15 protein-coding genes are annotated in these 19,469 nt (G+C 31.4%); 8 read left to right on the forward strand and 7 right to left on the reverse strand.

Annotation, left to right across the window (positions count from 1 at the left end):
* Positions 1-62 precede the first annotated feature (62 nt).
* From ACN4EE_RS01155 to ACN4EE_RS01180, 6 genes are all read right to left on the reverse strand, one after another.
* Positions 63-1,007: a glutathione S-transferase family protein gene (locus tag ACN4EE_RS01155; RefSeq protein WP_431704558.1), complete on the reverse strand. Its 945-nt coding sequence runs from the start codon at positions 1,005-1,007 to the stop codon at positions 63-65.
* Positions 1,008-1,260: 253 nt separating this feature from the next.
* Positions 1,261-2,346, reverse strand: coding sequence for a Holliday junction branch migration DNA helicase RuvB (ruvB, locus tag ACN4EE_RS01160; RefSeq protein ID WP_431704559.1), 1,086 nt, complete (start codon positions 2,344-2,346; stop codon positions 1,261-1,263).
* 622 nt (positions 2,347-2,968) lie between these two features.
* Positions 2,969-6,655 (reverse strand): helicase-related protein, encoded by a 3,687-nt coding sequence (locus tag ACN4EE_RS01165; protein ID WP_431704560.1) that lies wholly within the window; start codon positions 6,653-6,655, stop codon positions 2,969-2,971.
* A 1,025-nt stretch (positions 6,656-7,680) separates the two neighbouring features.
* Entirely contained in the window at positions 7,681-8,013 is a 333-nt protein-coding gene (locus ACN4EE_RS01170) for a HepT-like ribonuclease domain-containing protein (protein WP_431704561.1), read from the reverse strand.
* Positions 8,010-8,303: a nucleotidyltransferase family protein gene (locus ACN4EE_RS01175; protein WP_431704562.1), complete on the reverse strand. Its 294-nt coding sequence runs from the start codon at positions 8,301-8,303 to the stop codon at positions 8,010-8,012. Before ACN4EE_RS01175 ends, ACN4EE_RS01170 begins: the two co-directional genes overlap by 4 nt.
* Before the next feature lie 99 nt (positions 8,304-8,402).
* On the reverse strand, positions 8,403-11,570 hold the full coding sequence (locus tag ACN4EE_RS01180) for a hypothetical protein (protein WP_431704563.1): 3,168 nt from the start codon (positions 11,568-11,570) through the stop codon (positions 8,403-8,405).
* A 459-nt stretch (positions 11,571-12,029) separates the two neighbouring features.
* Between ACN4EE_RS01180 and ACN4EE_RS01185 the strand changes: the two genes are divergently transcribed.
* Both ACN4EE_RS01185 and ACN4EE_RS01190 read left to right on the forward strand, forming a co-directional pair.
* On the forward strand, positions 12,030-12,803 hold the full coding sequence (locus ACN4EE_RS01185) for a type 1 glutamine amidotransferase (RefSeq protein ID WP_431704564.1): 774 nt from the start codon (positions 12,030-12,032) through the stop codon (positions 12,801-12,803).
* Between the two features lie 227 nt (positions 12,804-13,030).
* On the forward strand, positions 13,031-14,092 hold the full coding sequence (locus tag ACN4EE_RS01190; protein ID WP_431704565.1) for an Mrp/NBP35 family ATP-binding protein: 1,062 nt from the start codon (positions 13,031-13,033) through the stop codon (positions 14,090-14,092).
* A 129-nt stretch (positions 14,093-14,221) separates the two neighbouring features.
* On the opposite strand, the gene ACN4EE_RS01195 is transcribed toward ACN4EE_RS01190, so the two are convergent.
* The gene (locus ACN4EE_RS01195; protein WP_431704566.1) at positions 14,222-15,094 is read right to left on the reverse strand and encodes a WYL domain-containing protein; all 873 of its coding nucleotides are present in this window, start codon (positions 15,092-15,094) and stop codon (positions 14,222-14,224) included.
* Between the two features lie 111 nt (positions 15,095-15,205).
* Here ACN4EE_RS01195 and ACN4EE_RS01200 point away from each other — a divergent pair, with 111 nt between their 5' ends.
* From ACN4EE_RS01200 to ACN4EE_RS01225, 6 genes are all read left to right on the forward strand, one after another.
* Positions 15,206-15,496, forward strand: a complete 291-nt coding sequence (locus ACN4EE_RS01200; protein ID WP_431704567.1) for a nucleotidyltransferase family protein — start codon at positions 15,206-15,208, stop codon at positions 15,494-15,496.
* Positions 15,493-15,825 carry a HepT-like ribonuclease domain-containing protein gene (locus ACN4EE_RS01205; RefSeq protein WP_431704568.1) on the forward strand — a complete coding sequence of 111 codons (333 nt, stop codon included), beginning with the start codon at positions 15,493-15,495 and terminating at the stop codon, positions 15,823-15,825. The genes ACN4EE_RS01200 and ACN4EE_RS01205 overlap by 4 nt, the downstream gene beginning before the upstream one ends.
* A gap of 5 nt (positions 15,826-15,830) precedes the next feature.
* Entirely contained in the window at positions 15,831-16,283 is a 453-nt protein-coding gene (gene mntA / locus ACN4EE_RS01210; protein WP_431704569.1) for a type VII toxin-antitoxin system MntA family adenylyltransferase antitoxin, read from the forward strand.
* Positions 16,280-16,720, forward strand: coding sequence for a type VII toxin-antitoxin system HepT family RNase toxin (gene hepT / locus ACN4EE_RS01215; RefSeq protein WP_431704570.1), 441 nt, complete (start codon positions 16,280-16,282; stop codon positions 16,718-16,720). The genes mntA and hepT overlap by 4 nt, the downstream gene beginning before the upstream one ends.
* The gene (gene cas3, locus ACN4EE_RS01220; protein ID WP_431704571.1) at positions 16,713-18,893 is read left to right on the forward strand and encodes a type I-D CRISPR-associated helicase Cas3'; all 2,181 of its coding nucleotides are present in this window, start codon (positions 16,713-16,715) and stop codon (positions 18,891-18,893) included. The genes hepT and cas3 overlap by 8 nt, the downstream gene beginning before the upstream one ends.
* 292 nt (positions 18,894-19,185) lie before the next feature.
* Positions 19,186-19,374 (forward strand): hypothetical protein, encoded by a 189-nt coding sequence (locus ACN4EE_RS01225; protein ID WP_431704572.1) that lies wholly within the window; start codon positions 19,186-19,188, stop codon positions 19,372-19,374.
* The last annotated feature ends 95 nt before the right edge of the window (positions 19,375-19,469 follow it).

A 19,469-nucleotide genomic window follows, 5' to 3' on the forward strand; every position in this document is an offset into this window, starting at 1 on the left:
AATTAACAATTAACAATTATTCATTCACTATTCATTATTCATTATCCATTATTCATTATTCACTATAAAGGTATAATTCCACTGGGATTAAGGGGAAATAAATTGCCAAAATAATCTTTTTTAATCACTTTTAAATCGTAAGTTTGTTTTACTCCAGCAAGAGTATCAATATCTTTCATATATCGACTTAAATTCGGGTAGCTTTCGATCGATCTTAAGCTACACTTAAATAAGGTGTAATAAACAGCATCAAAACGAATTAAAGTAGTAAATAAACGAATATCAGCTAAAGTTAATTGATGGTTACATAAATAACGATTATGGGTTAAATGAGCCTCAATTTCATCTAAAACAGTAAATAAACCAAGACAAGCCTCCTCATAAGCCTCTTGAGTTTGAGCAAAACCGCAACGATAAACGCCATTATTAACATGGTGATAAATTTTCTCATTCCATGAGTCTATCTCAGATTTAAACTCATCAGGATAAAGGTTTAAATCAGGATTTTTAGCATATTCATTAAACTGATTATTGAGAATAACAATAATTTCTGCACTCTCATTATTAACAATAGTTTTAGTCTTTTTATCCCACAAAACAGGTACAGTACAACGCCCTTTATAATCAGGTTGAGATAGTTGATAAAGTTGTCTTAAATTGTGACAATTTTCTGAAATTTTTTGCATTTCCCATCCCCCTTGATTGACAGAGGGAATAACAATATTGACATCTATCACATTTTCTAATCCTTTTAATACTCTTACCATAAGAGTACGATGCGCCCAAGGGCAACTTATACCAACATATAAACAATATCGATCGACTTCTGATGTATAAATATTATTATCACCATTAATTTGATGACGAAATTGACTAGACGGACGCTGATAACTACCCTTTTCACTAGGCGCTAACTGTGACATCATGGCTAACCATAAACTTTTCCAGACAAATTTAGCAAAAACTATGAGAAACGAAGTTGGTAAAGATTTATTTTGTTTACTCATTTAAGATCAAACTTGATATTGTAAAGAATATTTTTATTATCTGTCATTGCGAGGTAACGAAGCAATCTCTAAGAAATTAGGGATACTCAATCACAATTTCCCATTATTGACAAATTCACATCACAGACAAAAAACTCTAAAAAAGAAAAGCCCTTGGGAGTCTTGCCATGTTTCGACCCCAAAGGCTTCTCTATTTGATTCCTCACACCCACATCGGATACTTTGATCCTTTATGATAAACAGTATATCCTTTTTAAAAAAGTTTGTCAAGGGGTAGCTGAAAATTAATTTTTAAATGACTATAAGCCTTATCTGTCACGACTCTACCTCTTGGGGTGCGATGGACAAAGCCTATTTGCAGAAGATAAGGTTCATATACCTCCTCGATGGTTTTCGTATCTTCTCCCGTAGCGGCGGCAATGGCTTCTAATCCTACTGGTCCTCCTTTAAATTGTTCTATCATGGTGTTTAATACCAGTCTATCTGTCCAATCTAAGCCCAATTCATCGACATTATACAAATCTAGGGCTTCTTTTGCTAACTCTTGAGTGATGGCGCATTGATGTTTTACCATCACATAATCCCTTACCCTTCGCAGTAAACGATTACTAATTCTTGGTGTACCTCTTGACCTACTAGCTATTTCTTTCGCACCACCTCGATCGATTTCCACTTTTAAAATGGCGCTCGATCGAAGTATAATTTCCGTTAGATCGTCTATCTCATAAAATTGTAACCGTTGAATTAAGCCAAATCGATCGCGCAAAGGTGAAGTCAAAGAGCCTATTTTTGTAGTCGCTCCGATGAGAGTAAAGGGAGATAAAGGAATACTGCGAATTTTGGTAGCTTGTCCCTTACCAATAGTTACATCCAAACGACCATCTTCCATGGCAGGATACAGTAGCTCTTCTGTCATACGATTAAGGCGATGAATCTCATCAATAAACAAAATATCCCCTGCTTGAAGGCTCACTAATAGCCCTGTAATATCCCTCGGACGCTCCAAAGCTGGTGCAGAGGTAATCTTGCAATTTACCCCCATTTCCTGAGCGAGAATTAAAGACATGGTAGTTTTACCTAACCCCGGAGGACCATATAATAGTATATGATCTAATGGTTCACCTCGTTTTTTAGCCGCCTCAATAGCAATGGAAATCACCCCTTTTAAGTCTTTTTGCCCGATATAATCTTGAAAACGATGGGGGCGAATTTTGTCTTCATTTTCTGTCATATCTTCCACTATTTGAGTGGGTAATAACAATTTTTTTTCCTCTTGATTTTCAGAAATTTTTTTGTTTTTTTGTTGTGGTAAATTCGAGTTTGATCGTTTTATTGCCATAATGAGAAATTGATTTTAAAAATAGTAACTTTTTGACAGTTTTTATAATAAATTAAGAGTAAATAAAAGCTATAATCTTTATTCAATAAAAATTAAAATCTTATCTAAGATTATTTGATAAAGCACTTTTCCCTATCTTCATCAATATAGCAATCCTAAATCATTCGTGAGAAATTGAAAATAAGTTTACCTTTTGTTTAAGCAGGGTTTTGTCAAAGTCGAGGTAAAATTACATTTTATTAGTTCAATTTATTGAACGAAAACTGTTAACTTTGTCATCATGGAAGGCGAATTATGTTAACTTTATCATCTTGCTAAGCTAAAACCATTATCCCAACGTGTAATAAATCGTGCAGCAATCAGCGAGGCATATCAGCAATCTGACTTCTAATAGATACTGTTAAATAAATTTAACTCAATTTTAACGAAAAATATCAGAGTTTTTCATAACAATTTATTTTCTAATCAGAAAAAATGCCTAGATTTCTTACCAATTATAGTTTTTAATTAAACCAAATTTTGACAATGAAAACGCCCTCAAGTCTGAGGATATAACATTTTTATAACTTATATAGGAATGCTATAATTTATCACAATCAAAGTAAAAGCACAAAAATTGTTATTAATTTTCATTATTTTGCTGACAGAGAATTAAGTTAAGAATATTTAACTGGGATGAGGAAAAAATTTGTTTATCGGTGAATAATTTATATCTTAATAAGTTAAAGGTATAACTATTAAATAACAAAAAAGGAAATTCATGATAATATGAACCAATAGGTAGAACATTTTGCAAGGGAAATATATATCTTAAATAAGTCTCTAAAATCGATCGAAAACTTTTGTCTTCATCTATTTTTCTTTCTGTTTCCTTCTCTAAATATTCCTTAATAATTTGAGGATGTATTAATATAAAGAAAGGAAAAGCATAATATTGATCAAATTGTTGACTTGTTTGTTGAATATATTTAGTCATTATATCATCATTATTCATCTTTTCTAAGAGTTCGATCGCACCGTGACTAGCAGTAATTAAATTATGATTAAATTTATCACTATTACTAATATATTTAAGTTTTACCAACAAATCTTTATAGATTTCTTTAATAACTTTCAATTCATAAGTTTCTTTAATTTTACGATTTTTTAAAGGAATAATTAACATATTCCCACTAATAAAACTAGGCTCAATTTTGCCAATATTTAATAAACCATAAAGGTTATTTTTCACAGATTTAATAAATTTATCACTAAAAGATTCTCTGATATTTAGATAAGAAGTAGGGTTATTTTTTTTATCATTTTCATCATTAGCTATCCATTTTAATAAAAAATCTGTCTTATCTAAAATATTTGTTAATTCTTCAGCTATTTCCTTTAAATATTGTGCCTTATAGTTAGTAGAATATTCTTTGTTTAATAAAGTAATTAAATTTTTCATTTTGGCGCTAAAAGTCTCACCAACTGAAGACACAGATTTGCCACCAATAGGGATAATTAAATAATTATTGTTACCAATTTTCCCGTAACCATTAATTCTTGTCATAATCGAGGCTTTAAGTAAAATCAGCATATTGACAACGTTTAAAACCTTTTCTTGCAAAGATAATTGAGCAGATTCTTCATCATAAAAAATAGCTTCTTCCCATATATAAAAATACAAAAATTTATCTTTATTATCATTAGTATCAGTAACATCATTTTCTTTAAATTCACCTCTACCACGATAGATAACTTGGATAATTTCCATTAAATTTTGTTCAATATTGAAACGAGGTATATCAACTAATATATGTCTTGATTTAGGAAAAGATAAACCTCGACTTCCTGAAGCCGTCATAAAGATAATTTTTGCTTGATTTTGAAATTGTTTTATTCTCTGTTTATCTTCTTCAGAGTTATTACTATGAATTTGTAAATAGTCTTTATCTTCGCTAAAGTCAGGATAAACTTTTTCTAATTGGGTAATGACATCTCGGAGGCGATTTTTGTCTTGAATATAAACAATAATTTGTTGATTTTCAGGATTACTTAGAATAGATTTTATCTCATCGATAATTTTTGTTTGCAACTGCTTAATTATATCTTTCGTTTTTTCTTGATAAAGATTTTCTTTATATTTTTTAGCTTCAATCAAAATTTGATAATTAATGGTTAAACTTTGGGCAGGATAGGAGTTAGTATTAATAATTTGGGCGAGTTTTCCTTTAAAGTCAAAATTGGTGACGGATAGAGGTAAAATTTTCGAGGTGACTCCACGATAATATATTTTATCAGGTTCGGTTTTATTATCTTTTAAGTGTTGATTAATTACTTGTTCATCCACGATCGAGGCATCGGCTATAATAATTTTAGGATTAAAACCATAACTATTATTAGTCAGATTATATTTATCAAAAAAGCGATTAATTCCTGATAAAAATTCCACACCACTACTATCTCCAGTTATCTCATCAATCATGACAAAAAAGTGTTTAAATCTTTTCGCAATGGCAGTCATTTTTGAGTCGATAATTTTATTCTGTCTAGCATTATAAACGGATTCAAAAATTCGATCGAGATGTTTGAGAGTATCATCATTTTCATTTAACTTTTTTAGAGATTGAATGGAAACAGAGACGACTAAATGACGGGTATTTTTAGCTTGGATGATAGCGGAAATTCCTTGACAAAGACTATTTAAAACTCCGACACTTTTATTTTCTGCATTTTGGTATGTATCTTGATATTGTTGCTGAATTTGGGAATTAATTTTGGGTTGAGGGGGAGTCGGATTATTACCATCGATAAAGTTAACATTTTTGAGAGTAAATTTTTTTTGCCAGTCATCATTGTCAGCAGAAGTAAAATATTGAATCGTTGGTTTACCGCCATTATTTTTAATTAAATTGGCATTACTATTGATAGCGACTAACTCTTGTTTTTCAATGTCATTAAACTTATTAATAATATCGAGATTAACTTGAGTGCGGGGGCTAATATATAAAAAGAGAAAACCATCGTTAAAATATTTCTCTAAAAATTTGACAATGGCGGTGGTTTTGCCGATACCGGGGTTGCCTGTCAGAAATAAGTAAGTGAGTTTCTCTTGATTCAAGGCTTGGGTAATAAGATGACTATGGGCATTTCTTAGAGTAAGATTGGGAGGAAGTTGTAGAGTAGTTGCTAATTCGGGAGAAATTGGTTCGATCGAGTTAACAAATTCTGTTATCTTTTCTGTATGAGAAATTGACTTGATGTAAGGTTTTGCAGAGGGGGAGAGATTAAACAGATTGTTAATAAAACTTTTGCCATCGAGAAAACTTTTTCTAGCATTATATTTAATCACCTCGACAATATTGCTTTTCGCCTCCGAGATGTCTTTTTTAAGATGTTGACGATAAATTTTTTGACAAGTTTCCAGTAAGTTAATGTTATCGGGAGTAACGGTAATAGCATTTACACTTCTGTCGCTATAACCCATAATATTGATTTGTTTAATATCAGTATCGGCATTGATGATTTTATGTCGAGATAAAAATTGATAGAAACTATAACCATAACTACCAGCTTGAATTAGTTTTATCGTTTCTTTATCCTGTCTTTTGAAGCCTTGATAATATTTAGTTAAGTCGTTAGTAAAATCGATTCCTAAATTATCCCCTTTTTCCCCCGTATCTATATTTAATGCTGAAAATACACTTTTCGATCGTAAATAATTAACTTCCGTCAGCAAAATTTGCTTCCAGTTTTCGATGTCTTGTAAATCCTTAACATCCTGAAAAGACTTAACCGAAAAAATAGATAAATCCACCACTAAAAGATAATATTTTTGTCGGCGTTTAATCAGGATGAGAGTATCAGCGCGTAAAAACTCCCCTTCCTTCAGGTATCTATCAATATCTATTTCCATTTCACCCAACTGAGAGAGAATCAAAGAGAAATTTTCTTTTTCGCTTTTATGTTTAACGATACTAAAGCTACTTTCCTCCACAAAATTACACTGACAATAAACAATACCTAAACGATGATAGTTTTGATTATCCACAATAGTATCGACATATTCTCGAAACAAATTAAAACCCGACAAGAAACCCTTTTGCAATAGCATCAATATCCAATCTTTGATAATCTGTTTATCCTTAGTATCAATAACTTTAGAATCTTCAAGGATTTTTGTTTCAATTTTACTAAGATTGATTTTTTCTAAGTCATCTTGATAGATATTTTTAAAATTATGCTTAATCTTTTCCTGATTAATAAAGGAAAGGATACCTATATTAAATCCGATTTCAAATAATCTGCCGAAGTTTGCTGAAGTTTTATCCATTGTCGTTGTTATCGTTTCTTTATCTTGTCTTTTCCTGTCTTGATAATATTTACTTGTTAGTCAAATGCCTTCCTTTAACTTTTCTCCTCTCTATCTATATTTAATCCCTAAAAGACAAATTTCGATCGAGATACCTAATCACCATATTTTTTATCCCCTCCAAGACACACAGATTTTCTCCTTTATCTATATTTAATCCCTAACAGACAAATTTCGATCGAGATACCTAATCACCATATTTTTTATCTCCCCAAGACACACAGATTTTCTCCTTTATCTATATTTAATCCCGAAAAGACAAATTTCGATCGAGATACTCTATCACCATATTTTTTATCCCCCCCCCAAGACACACAGATTTTCTCCTTTATCTATATTTAATCCCGAAAAGACAAATTTCGATCGAGATACCTAATCACCATATTTTTTATCCCTTCCCAAGACACACAGATTTTCTCCTTTATCTATATTTAATCCCGAAAAGACAAATTTCGATCGAGATACTCTATCACTTGTTTTTTTATCCCCCCAAGACACACAGATTTTCTCCTCTATCTATATTTAATCCCTAAAAGCCAAATTTCGATCGAGATACCTAATCACCATATTTTTTATCCCTTCCCAAGACACACAGATTTTCTCCTTTATCTATATTTAATCCCTAACAGACAAATTTCGATCGAGATACCTAATCACCATATTTTTTATCCCTTCCCAAGACACACAGATTTTCTCCTTTATCTATATTTAATCCCTAACAGACAAATTTCGATCGAGATACCTAATCACCATATTTTTTATCCCTTCCCAAGACAGACAGATTTTCTCCTTTATCTATATTTAATCCCTAAAAGACAAATTTCGATCGAGATACTCTATCACCATATTTTTTATCCCCCCAAGACAGACAGATTTTCTCCTTTATCTATATTTAATCCCTAAAAGCCAAATTTCGATCGAGATACCCTATCACTTGTTTTTTATCGTCTCATAATTGAAGGCTTTTTTCAATCAAATAACATCAACTAATTATCAGAAAGTAAATCATTCACTTTTTGTTTTAAAATTGGTAAATTATTTTCAATTACTAACCAAACTCTATTTATATTTACAAGTTGATAATCATGTATTAAAACATCTCTAAAACCAGCCATTTCTCTCCATTTTATTTCTGGGTTATTATCTCTTAATTCTTGTGATAATCTTTTCGTTGCTTCACCAATAATTTCAAAATTACGAATGACAGCATCTTGAATAATTGAACTTTTCTCAAACATTGCTTTTCCTTCAACTGTATAAGAATCTATTTTTTCTATACATTCTTTTATATGAGTTAAATAAAGTTTATCGTCTTTCATAATCTTACTGCTGATTCCAATATTTCTTTTTTTATCATTGAGTGAAGACAATTTTCTTCTACAATATCCACTGAATAACCTAATAAATCCTCTAAGGATTGTTTAAATTCTATTAACTCTAATAAACTACACTCATCAGGTAATTCTACTAAAAAATCTATATCACTATCTGAATGAAAATTTTTCTTTGCTACCGAGCCAAAAATTCTAATATTTTCGGCTTTATATTTTAAAGCTATGGCTTTAATTCCTTCTTGTTTGTCTATAATAACTTGCGATTGATTCATCATATTTTTTCTAGTTTTATTAGAACTTTTTAAGTTTAATTGTGGAATAAAAATCACTTTATGATTTATTCCTAATTCCTAAAATTTTTCTCTAAATTTGACTTAAAATAAAGCACGTTTCACATCAGAGAGAAAGGCAAGAAGATTAAATTCTGTTTTGTTATTAAAAGGTAAAATACTGTCTTTGCCGATCGATGATTCGCCAATAATACTTTCGTAGGGATTAAGTTTTAAGCTGATACCACTACTTTTATATTGTTCATATCGAGAAAAATGGAATAAAGTAAGGTATTGCAAAATATCATCCTTGAGATTGTTGTCTTCTTTATCGTAAATCAAACCTTGAGTAATATCTTGGTTATCTAATATTCCCTGATAGGTATTGAGTAAAGTGGAATAAGACATCACCCCTCGATAATTTCTTTCTTCGGTTTTCCCGACAGATAAGCCATTGAATAAGTTGAAGAAGACGACAGATTTTTGGGATTCATCTTCAAATAAGTTGCCTAAGTCTTCGGTATTTTGAATATAAAAAGAGTTGGGAGGGTTGGTTTTATATTTTAAGGAAACAACATAATATTTATCGAAGAAAATGGGATAAATGCGAATATCTTTTTTTTCGTTTTCTCCTTCCCCTTTCATCTTTTTCAATATTGCCTTTGACATGAAATATAAATCCTTGTCTTCATGGGTAACGTTGAGGTTACTCGAATAAGGAGATTTTGCGATGTAAAGAAAATGACGAAATCCCTTTTTATATAATCTTTCTACTTCTTCAACTAAAATAGTCGGATTTTGATACATATCCTCTTTATTATAGTTCTCATTAAAAGTTTGGTCATTTCTTACCGTGACTTTATTGCCTTCTTTCATGATGCGGATAGTTTCACCATATAAATTAGTGAGGCGGTTTCCTGTGTTTCCATCTTTACCGTTAACATCAGCTTCTCGACTGGAAACAATGATTAAAGCCAATTTCTCTAATTTGGGTTGATAGTTAGTCTTGCTAATCGTAAAACTTTTGGGTAAAACGGAATATAAAGAAGTTAAACCATTTCTTAAACGATAACCTCTACCTTTTTCTGTGATTTCTAATCCTTGCGCATTGGCTAAATGTTTCTTTCTTAATAAATGAGCGAGAATTTTTGAGTACGATCGAATAAAATATTCTTCATTATAGGGTAAATCCTTATCTTTAATATGTAAGCGCATAATGGGAATAAAAATCTTTTTCGATACCGATTCTAAAATAACCTCCATGGCAAGATAAATTAATAAGGCAAAGACAAAACGATAGACAAAGGCTTTGGGTGACTTATAATCCTCAAAAATAATTTTAGTTTTTTTTCTAGGATTATTTGCCGAAATACCAACATTAGAAAGATGGAGATGATTATAAACAATAAGAATTAAACTATTTTCATTTTTCTCATCATTTTCATTTGTCTCATCACTTTCATTTTTTACAAAAGAATCTTGATATAATGTCGCAACATTTTTATCTAATATAGGTACAAATAAAATTGGTAAAGCCTTAATGTTAGTCAAATTATAAGCCAGTTTCAGGGTTTGACTTTTCTCAGTGTCATAATAACGAATATCCTCAATAGTAAAACTGACAGGTAAATGGTATAAATAATCATCACTGGCAATGGCTTCCCCGATGACTAAGTATTTTAAGCAATCCTTCGTCTTTATCGATTGACGGAAAAAGTTATTATCACTACTGGTATTAATCGTCTCGACATCGGTTTCTAAAATGTTTTTACGGATGCCAATTTGTAAACTGTAGGGATAAGAAGGAATCTGAGATTTATATGTTAAAAATTTCTTTAATAAGTTTACTAATTTTTCAATTTTATCTTTCACCTTAATTGTACCAATCTTTTCATAGATAGTATTGAAAATCTCTTTTTTCTTTTCGTCATCATTTTCTTGTAAAACTTTCATCACATCATTTTCCCAAAATTCCATGGGATTATATGCCAACTCATCATCATTATCAGAATCTGACACTTCTGCATCAAGACAAGAAGCAAAAATAAAGGTAAACAATAAAGCGATGCGTAAAATTTTTCTTTTACCCGTATCACCCTTCTTTAATTCTTCCTTGTGTTGACTACTATAGGGATTAAGTAAATTTAGATAATATTCAAAACTAGAATTTGTTTCCTCTCCTTGATTTTTTACTTCTCCATTTAACTTAAGTTTTAAGGCAAAACTAAAAGATTTTTCTCCTTTAATTTCGTTGCTACTTTCGCCTAAATATCCTTCGATGATGGGAATAACTGGTAATTTATCATAAGCATCTCCCCTTGCGAATAAATCCTTATAATTGAGTTGGAAACCTTCATAATTAGCTTGATAATCAGTATCACTTTTGTTGTTATCATTCAAATAATCTTCTAATAATTTGATTCGCCGAATTAAGTCTTCTAAATAAATAGATTCAGATTGTTTTCTCACATATTCCTGTTGCAAAATATATCGTAAATAATGAATTTGTGCCTCTTTTTTAAGCCTAGCAACAGTTTCATTTTTGATTAAGTCAATTAAGTTTTTTATTTCCGATTTTTCATTATTTCTTCGATTTTGCTTATAGTTAATAAAATCCTCTAATTTTTCTTCTAAAGTTTCTCTAGCATCAGAGTCAAGATTACTAAATTTTGTTTTAACATATGTCTCTAAACTTTTCTTAATTTCCGCTTCAAATTCGTTAATTTTACTGACGTTAATGGTTAATCTATGAAGTTTTAAGATAGATTTATCTCCATTTTTATCAGGTATTTTAGGCAAACTTAATTCTTGTTTTTTTATCTCATTAATATCATTAAAATTAAATTTAAAACCTCTCACTTTATTATCTTTTGGGTTAATTATCTCCTCTGATTTCCACTTATTTATATCTGTCAATAAGTTTTGAATAATTGAATCTAATAATGAAGGATTATTATTTTGCGTTAATAACAATAATTCTCGTAGCTTATCTCTGATTTGTCTAATTTTTTCGGGAAATTTATCGATACTTTTACTACTAAAATTAACACTAACAACTCGATCGAACTTATCACAATCTGCGGGTAATTGTATTTGATCCGATAAAGCTATATTATAGGCGATCGAGTCCATATCAATCTTTAATCTTTTGTTATCCTCAGAAAACTGAAAAGGATTAGTAACCTTATCTAAATGCTCTAAAATTTGGTCAAATAACAGACTATAATCAACAGTTGTTAATGAAGAATCTTCCTCTCTTAAACGATTAACCATGATAATAATTAGTAGTAAATAATAGTAAAAATAAAGGTTATTTTTTCAACAACAAAATTTTATTTCTTAGATAAAACTATCAGTTTGTTTTTTATATGAGTGATTTTTAGTATTTGTTGTTAACTTTATTTAATATGATACTACTAATTTTCTCTATATAGCAAGTTCGATCGATAATTCATCATGGATTCTATTTTCGATCGATATTTTAAAGTATAATTGCCCCTCGCACCATATTACTATTTTAAGGTATGGTTGTCCCTCGCACCATATTACTATTTTAAGGTACGGTTGTCCCTCGCACCATATTACTATTTTAAGGTACGGTTGTCCCTCGCACCATGTTACTATTTTAAGGTACGGTTGTCCCTCGCACCATGTTACTTTTAAAGAAATTGCGATCGATGAGGTTTTGCGGTACGATAAAGTTGCTTTTTTCTTATATATCAGCGAATCAGTATGCACTTAACGATAGGTTGGCTTTATCCTAAATTAATGAGTACCTACGGCGATCGAGGTAATGTTATCTGTTTAGAGAGAAGATGTCAATGGCGCAATTTAGATGTGTCTATTTTACCCTTAGATCAAGATACAGATATAGAAAGTTTTGCAAAATTTGATGTCATTGTAGGAGGAGGTGCGCAGGATAGACAACAGGAAATCGTGATGCGAGATTTACAAGGAGAAAAAGCACGAATCATCAAAGAAAAAATTAATGCAGGTATTCCGGGGGTATTTACTTGTGGCTCTCCTCAACTACTAGGGAAATACTACGAACCAGCCCTTGGTCAAAAAATCGATGGATTGGGTATCTTAGATTTAGTTACAAAACACCCTGGGCAAAATGTGCCTCGTTGTATCGGAAATGTCGCTTTTGATATTGTAGCCGAACCTTTAAGAAAGGATTTAGAAGAAATGTTAGGGGAATCTCCTACGGTAATTGGTTTTGAGAATCACGGGGGGAGGACTTATTTAGGGGATGTCTCTCCTTTGGGTAAAGTAGTTAGTGGTTATGGTAACAATGGGGAGGATGGCTTTGAGGGTGCATTTTATCATAATGCCATCGCAACTTATGCCCATGGACCTCTTTTGCCTAAAAATCCCTTTCTCGCTGATTGGTTAATTATTAAGTCGATCGAACATAAGTACCAAGAAAAGATTATTTTAACTCCCTTAGATGATAGTTTAGCCGAACAAGGTAGAAAAACCATGCTTAAACGTATTAGTGGATAGTGAATAGTGAATAATTGATTGATTTTTTGAGTAATGCCTACATAACAAATTCTTGACCATTGGTCATTGATATTTAATAATAGATTAAAGTTGATTTATAGATAAAATTCTATATACTGTGAATGTAATAAAAAAGGTTTAATTAACACCGAAAATCTTTTTTACTCATTACTCATTACTCATTACTCATTACTCATTACTCATTACTCATTACTCATTTATAAACTATGTTAACGATCGAAACTATTTTAGAAGTATTAAAACCAGTACAAGACCCAGAATTGCAAAAAAGTTTAGTAGAATTAAACATGATCCGCAATGTAGCGGTCAAAGATGGTAATGTTCGTTTTACTTTAGTCTTAACTACCCCTGCTTGTCCACTACGAGAATTTATTAGGGAAGACTGCGAAAAAGCCGTTAAAACCTTAGAGGGAGTGGAGTCTGTTTCGATCGAAATTACAGCAGAAACTCCTCAACAAAAACCGTTACCCGATAGACAATCCGTTAACCAAGTCAAAAATATTATCGCTATTTCCAGTGGAAAAGGAGGAGTAGGAAAAAGTACCGTTTCTGTAAATGTTGCCGTTGCCCTTGCGAAAACTGGTGCTAAAGTAGGCTTATTAGATGCAGATATTTATGGACCTAATGCCCCTACCATGTTAGGTTTAAATGATGTACCCATCGAAGTAGAAAAATCCGCAGGGGGAGATATTCTACAACCTGCCTTTAATCATGGTATCAAGATGGTATCTATGGGTTTTTTGATCGATCCAGATCAACCAGTAATGTGGAGAGGACCCATGTTAAACGGTATTATACGCCAATTTTTGTATCAAGTCAACTGGGGAGAGCTAGATTACTTAATTGTCGATATGCCCCCCGGTACAGGAGATGCTCAATTAACCTTAGCACAAGCTGTTCCCCTTGCAGGGGCGGTTATCGTTACCACTCCTCAAACCGTCTCTTTACAGGATGCTCGTCGAGGTTTGAAAATGTTTGAACAGTTAGGTACAAATATCTTAGGCTTAGTGGAAAACATGAGTTATTTTATCCCTCCTGATATGCCTGATAAGAATTATGACTTATTTGGTTCTGGAGGAGGCGAAAAAGCATCGAAGGAGTTAGATGTGCCTTTACTTGGTTGCATCCCCCTTGAAATTTCTTTAAGAGAGGGAGGAGATAAGGGGATTCCTATCGTTGTCAGTCATCCTGATTCAGCATCTTCGATCGCTCTTACAAAAATAGCTCAAAATATTGCAGGTAAAGTTTCTGTCATGGCATTGCGATAAAAGGCAAAGAGGAAGAAGAAACAGAAACTCCGAAGACAAGAAGACAGGAAGAAGGGGAAATTGCGGATTTGTACCTGATTTTTTCGCAGTAATCTTTCCAAATATCCTGACTTCTTTTGTGATGAAATATTAGTCTTCTATTGAATAAAGTTGATTAAGATTAAATAATTTCTGACAAAATTTTTCCTTAAGAGAATTAGGGGAGATTATTTCGCAATCATCCCAATATTTAGCAATTTCTCGGAAAAACCAAAAACTACTCCACACATTTCTTTTAATTAATCTATAAGGAGGATTACCTTCTATTTCTCCTTGATAAATGTCATCTTCTTTGATTTCTTCTTTCCCGTAGGCAAAAGCTAAATTACCATAAAGTTTAAATTCTACCTCCATCATATCTAAATGGGGTTGCCAAGATAATTGTACAGGATTGACTACCGCTTCTTGAATTCGATCGAGCCTAAACGTCCAATTATGAGATAATTCGGGTAAATCTTGATTGCCTTCGGTTTCTTCACAGGTGCAAACTAAATATTGATGTTTCTCAATAATTCGTAACTCTCCATGAATAACGATAAAATTCCATAAGTTTTCCGAAGCGTCTTGATAAGTCAATTTAAAAGGTTGTTGTTGTTTAATAAAGTTTTCGATATTTTTACGCCATAAGGGTTTTGGTTTTGCCAAAAATTTTTGAATTTCGTCACAAACTGATTTCAGCTTTAACTCGCTTCTTTCTATGAGAATTTTAGCTATTTCTTCCGCTTCAGGAATAAATCCGTGATCTAATAGTAGCTTCCTTGCTTGTTCTAAGGTTTCAATTCGTTGATTATTCCAATCGTCATTCACAGTTATTTTTAATTCTTTGAGTGCGATCGACTTTATCAACTTCGATACATTAGGTTTATCTCCCCAAGTCTTACCAAATTTTAAAGCCAAATTTTCTAAGGCTTTTTTATTGTCTTCTGAAATAGATAGGGTTATAGCTTGATTTTTTCTTGTCATTATTTTATACGGACATTTTTAATGTATATTTTTGTTAAGTTCTAGTTAATTTTTATTTTAATAGCTTATGATGATAAAGTAAGTGATTTACGGACAGAATTTAAGGAAACTATGAACTTAGAATTGCTGAAAGGAAAACGAGAGGAAATTATCAACATTGCTTCTAAACACGGTGCTTATAACGTGCGTGTATTTGGCTCAGTTGCAAGGGGAGAGGCAGACGAAAAAAGTGATATTGACTTCTTAATTGATTATGACATAGATAAAATTACCCCTTGGTTTCCTGTAAGGTTAATTCGAGAATTGGAAAATCTCTTAGGTAAAAAAGTTGATGTTGTCACCGTTAACGGGTTGAAACAACGTATTAAAGAGCGGGTTTTACAGGAGGCAATTAATTTATGAGAGACGACACAGAAAGAATTAAGGATATTCAAGAATATATTGAAAAAATAGAAAAATATATTGTTAGAGGAGAAAGGGAATTTTATGAAGATGAATTGCTACAGACGTGGATTATTCATAATTTACAAATTATCGGAGAAGCAAGTCGAGCAACTTCTGAAAAATTCAAAGCAAAATACCTTCAAGTTGATTGGCAAGATATGGCAGATTTTAGAAATTTAATTGTCCATGAATATTTTAGAGTTGATTTAGGCATTGTTTGGGAAATTGTCAAAAATGAGTTACCTAAATTAAAGCAACAAATTAACAATATTTTAAAGGAGATATAACTCTCATGAATAATCAAAATAATGATATTGAAAAACTGCAAAAATTATCGCAACAAATACCCGAAAAAATGCCTTATATAAAGATGATAATTCTATTTGGCTCAAGGGCAAGGGGTGATATTCACGATCGAAGTGATTGGGATTTTGCTATTTCCTATGACAGAGAAATAGTTGAAAAAACTATGAAAAATAAAGCATCTGGTTGGTTTGCTTACTCCGTTGATTTGAATGATATTTTTGAGCTTAAAACCGATCGTATCGACATTGTGGATTTGAATGTTTGTTCTGATTTTATCGCTCATTATATTGCTCGTGATGGTGTTTTGATATATGAAAAAAATAAAGGAGAATTTGAGGATTTTAAACAACAGAAATTAAAAACTGAAAAAGACATTAAACTTGCAAGAAATTTAATGAGAAATAAAGTTGAAAAATTTTTAACGAAAAGAGGAGTATGAGAAAAATTGACTCTAGTATAATTATCCGTAAATTTGAGTTTCAAACTTCTTATTTAGAACAGTTAGAAGTCTATGAAAATATCTCTTTAGATGACTTTTTAGCAGATGATTTAATCCAAAGGGCGATCGAGCGTTTACTACAATTAACAATAGAAGTTGCCCTAGATGTAAACCGTTATTTATTCAAGTCATTACTGATTAAACAACCCGAAGAAAATGCAGAAACTTTCATTAAATTAGCCCAATTAAAAATCCTTGATGATGACTTAGCATTGAAGTTAAAAAAGTCAGGAAAAATGCGTAATTTATTAGTGCATCTTTACGAAATAATTGAACCAACTTTTGTACATTCTGCTATTAAAGAAACCTTGAGAGATTATCCTTTATATCAAAGACAAATTTTAAATTATTTAGACACTTTAGAAAATAATGTATAACATCAAATTAAAACCTGTTTATTCAGCTCCTGCGGATGATATTTATCAAGATATTAATTTACCTAAAAATTGGTCACTATCTTGGCATCAATTAGAAACTTTTAAAGCCCTCAATAATCCTAATATTGATGTTATTTTTAATATAGCAATGACAGGAGATGGTAAAAGTTTAGCCGCTTATTTAGACACTTTACAAGGAGAGAAAAACGATCAATTTTGTTATATTTTAGCTTTGTATCCTACTAATGAATTAGCCAGAGATCAACAGGCACAAATTAATCATTATATTGATTTATTTCAACCTAATAACGAACCCCGTATCACTCGTTTAAGTGGTGCAGATTTAGAAATTTATGCTGAAACCGAAGACATCAGAAAAGAAGAGGCGATCGCAACTAAAATTCAAGAGTCAGAAATCATCCAAACTAATCCCGACATTCTACATTATCTCAGAAAAGGGGCTTATTTAATGCCCAAAGATCGTCCTGATAAATTATGGAGTCCTCTTGATACTAAATTCAAGTTTTTTGTTTTCGATGAATTTCATATCTTTAATGCTCCACAAATCGCTAATATTATCAATACCATGTTATTAGTACGTCACACTAATCGAGATAAAAAATATCTTTTTCTTTCGGCAACTCCAGAAACCCAAATAATTGAAAGATTGCAAAAAGTAGGGTTTAATTGTAAGGTAATTGATCCTTATCAAGAACAAAAATATCAATTTCCTGATACTCTCGAAAAATGCCAAGAATTAGAAGCAAATAAATGGCGTAAAGTTGTGGGTGAAATATCTTTAAATTTTATTTCTTTAGAATCTGCTTATCATGCGTCTGAAAATTGGCTTAAAGAAAATAAAAATATCATTTTATCTCACTTTCAAAAACATCAAGGATGTAAAGGAGCAATTATTCTTAATTCTATCGCTTCTGTTAAACGTTTAACACCTTTATTACAAGAATTTTTATCTCCTTTAAAAGTTCAAGAAAATACCAGTTTAACGGGTAAAACAGACAAGGAAAAATCTTTAGAAGCTGATTTAGTTATTGGTACTAGCACGATCGATGTTGGGGTGGATTTTAAAATTAACTTTCTGATTTTTGAATCGGCAGATGCCGGAAGTTTTATTCAAAGATTAGGTAGATTAGCTAGACATAAAAGTTATGAAAAAGAAGGGAAAACAATTAATTTTGACAATTTTACAGCTTATACTTTAACTCCTAATTTTTTAGTAGAAAGACTATTCAATGAACAAGATAAAAATTTAGAGCAAAATGGGATTTACGATCGACCTTTTTTTCACAATCAAATTAGAAATAATTATCGCAAAATTAATAACTTTGAAGGATATTATCAACGTTGGGGCGGAGTTTTATCGGTAATGCTTAGTGGTAAATCTGGATTAGGACATAAAACCATTGAACAACAATTTGCAGGTAGTAAAGACGCATTTAAAAAAGATTGTGAAACAGTATTTAATCTTAGTCTTAAAAAAACTGCTTTTTGTATGAGAAAATGGGGTGAAGAATGGCAACAATTATCAGGTAAAAAAGGAAATCCTATCATAGAATCTGCCAGTAGTTTTCGAGGTTCAAGCGTCCTTCAATGTGGTTTATATGACTTAACAGAAGTTCAAGAGTGCGATCGATTTAAAACCTATAATTTACCTAGTATTTTAAGCAATTTAGACATCGAACCGATAACCGAAGCTGAATTTAAGCGAATTTTCGAGCAAACTAAAGCTAACACTAATATACCTATTCCTAAAGGGCGTTTTCGTCACTGTTTAGGTTTTATGAAGTTAAATGGTTATCGAGAGGAAAGATTAAATTGGAAATTTACCTATGGTGATGAGTTAAAAGCGATCGCAGATTCTTGGAAAGTAACGGTTTTATCAGGTATTGAAGTTTATCAACCCGACAACCGTTGGATTAATGAGATTAATAAACGACTGAAAATACAAGGATTGGTTAGCTATGTTGTGCCTTATCCCATGTCGGAGGTTAAAAGACGTTTACAATTACCCATGCACTTTGAAATCTATCCTATTGATGAAGTCGGCAGAGATGAAAAACCCCCTTATTCGATCGCTTTTGGGCAATCTGCGTTACTTCTCGATACTTTAGCATATCGTTTAAAAAGTAAAGGAGGTGAATCATGGATTTGTTAGAGTTTCAATCCCTAATAGGTATTAATGAGAAGACGATAAAGTTTACGCCCATAAGTTTAGACTTATTTGTTTCAATCCCTCATAGGTATTTAGAAACAGTTGAGCTAATTTACTACAAACATTATCTCTTACTTATTTTATCATTAGTTGGGAACAAAATATTAAAGTGGTTAAATAAGTCTAAATTTATAATTTACTAAAAATATTTGAGCGATCCCCTTGATAATTTAGTTTTTAGTGGGTTAATGTTAAATAATAAACTTCACTCAATATAAACAGAAGGAGAACAAAAATGAGCAAAAAACAACAAGTTTTTAATCTTTTGTCAGATGGATTTCTTCATAATGCACATGAATTAGCTCAAATTAGTTATAGATTTGGAGATATAATTCATAAACTTCGCAAAGAAGATTACAAAATTAAAACAATCAAAGTCGCTCACAATACTTTCATGTATCAAATGGTCATGAAGCAAAGTTAAATTGATTTTTCAGATTCTGTTCTTAATTCGTAGTTCAGAATCTTGATTAAGGAGAGAGAAAATTACTGATAGTTTGCGCCGTTAAGTATAGATAT

The sequence above is a fragment of the Geminocystis sp. CENA526 genome, from assembly GCF_050753365.1.
In the GTDB taxonomy this organism is placed as follows: Bacteria; Cyanobacteriota; Cyanobacteriia; order Cyanobacteriales; family Cyanobacteriaceae; genus Geminocystis.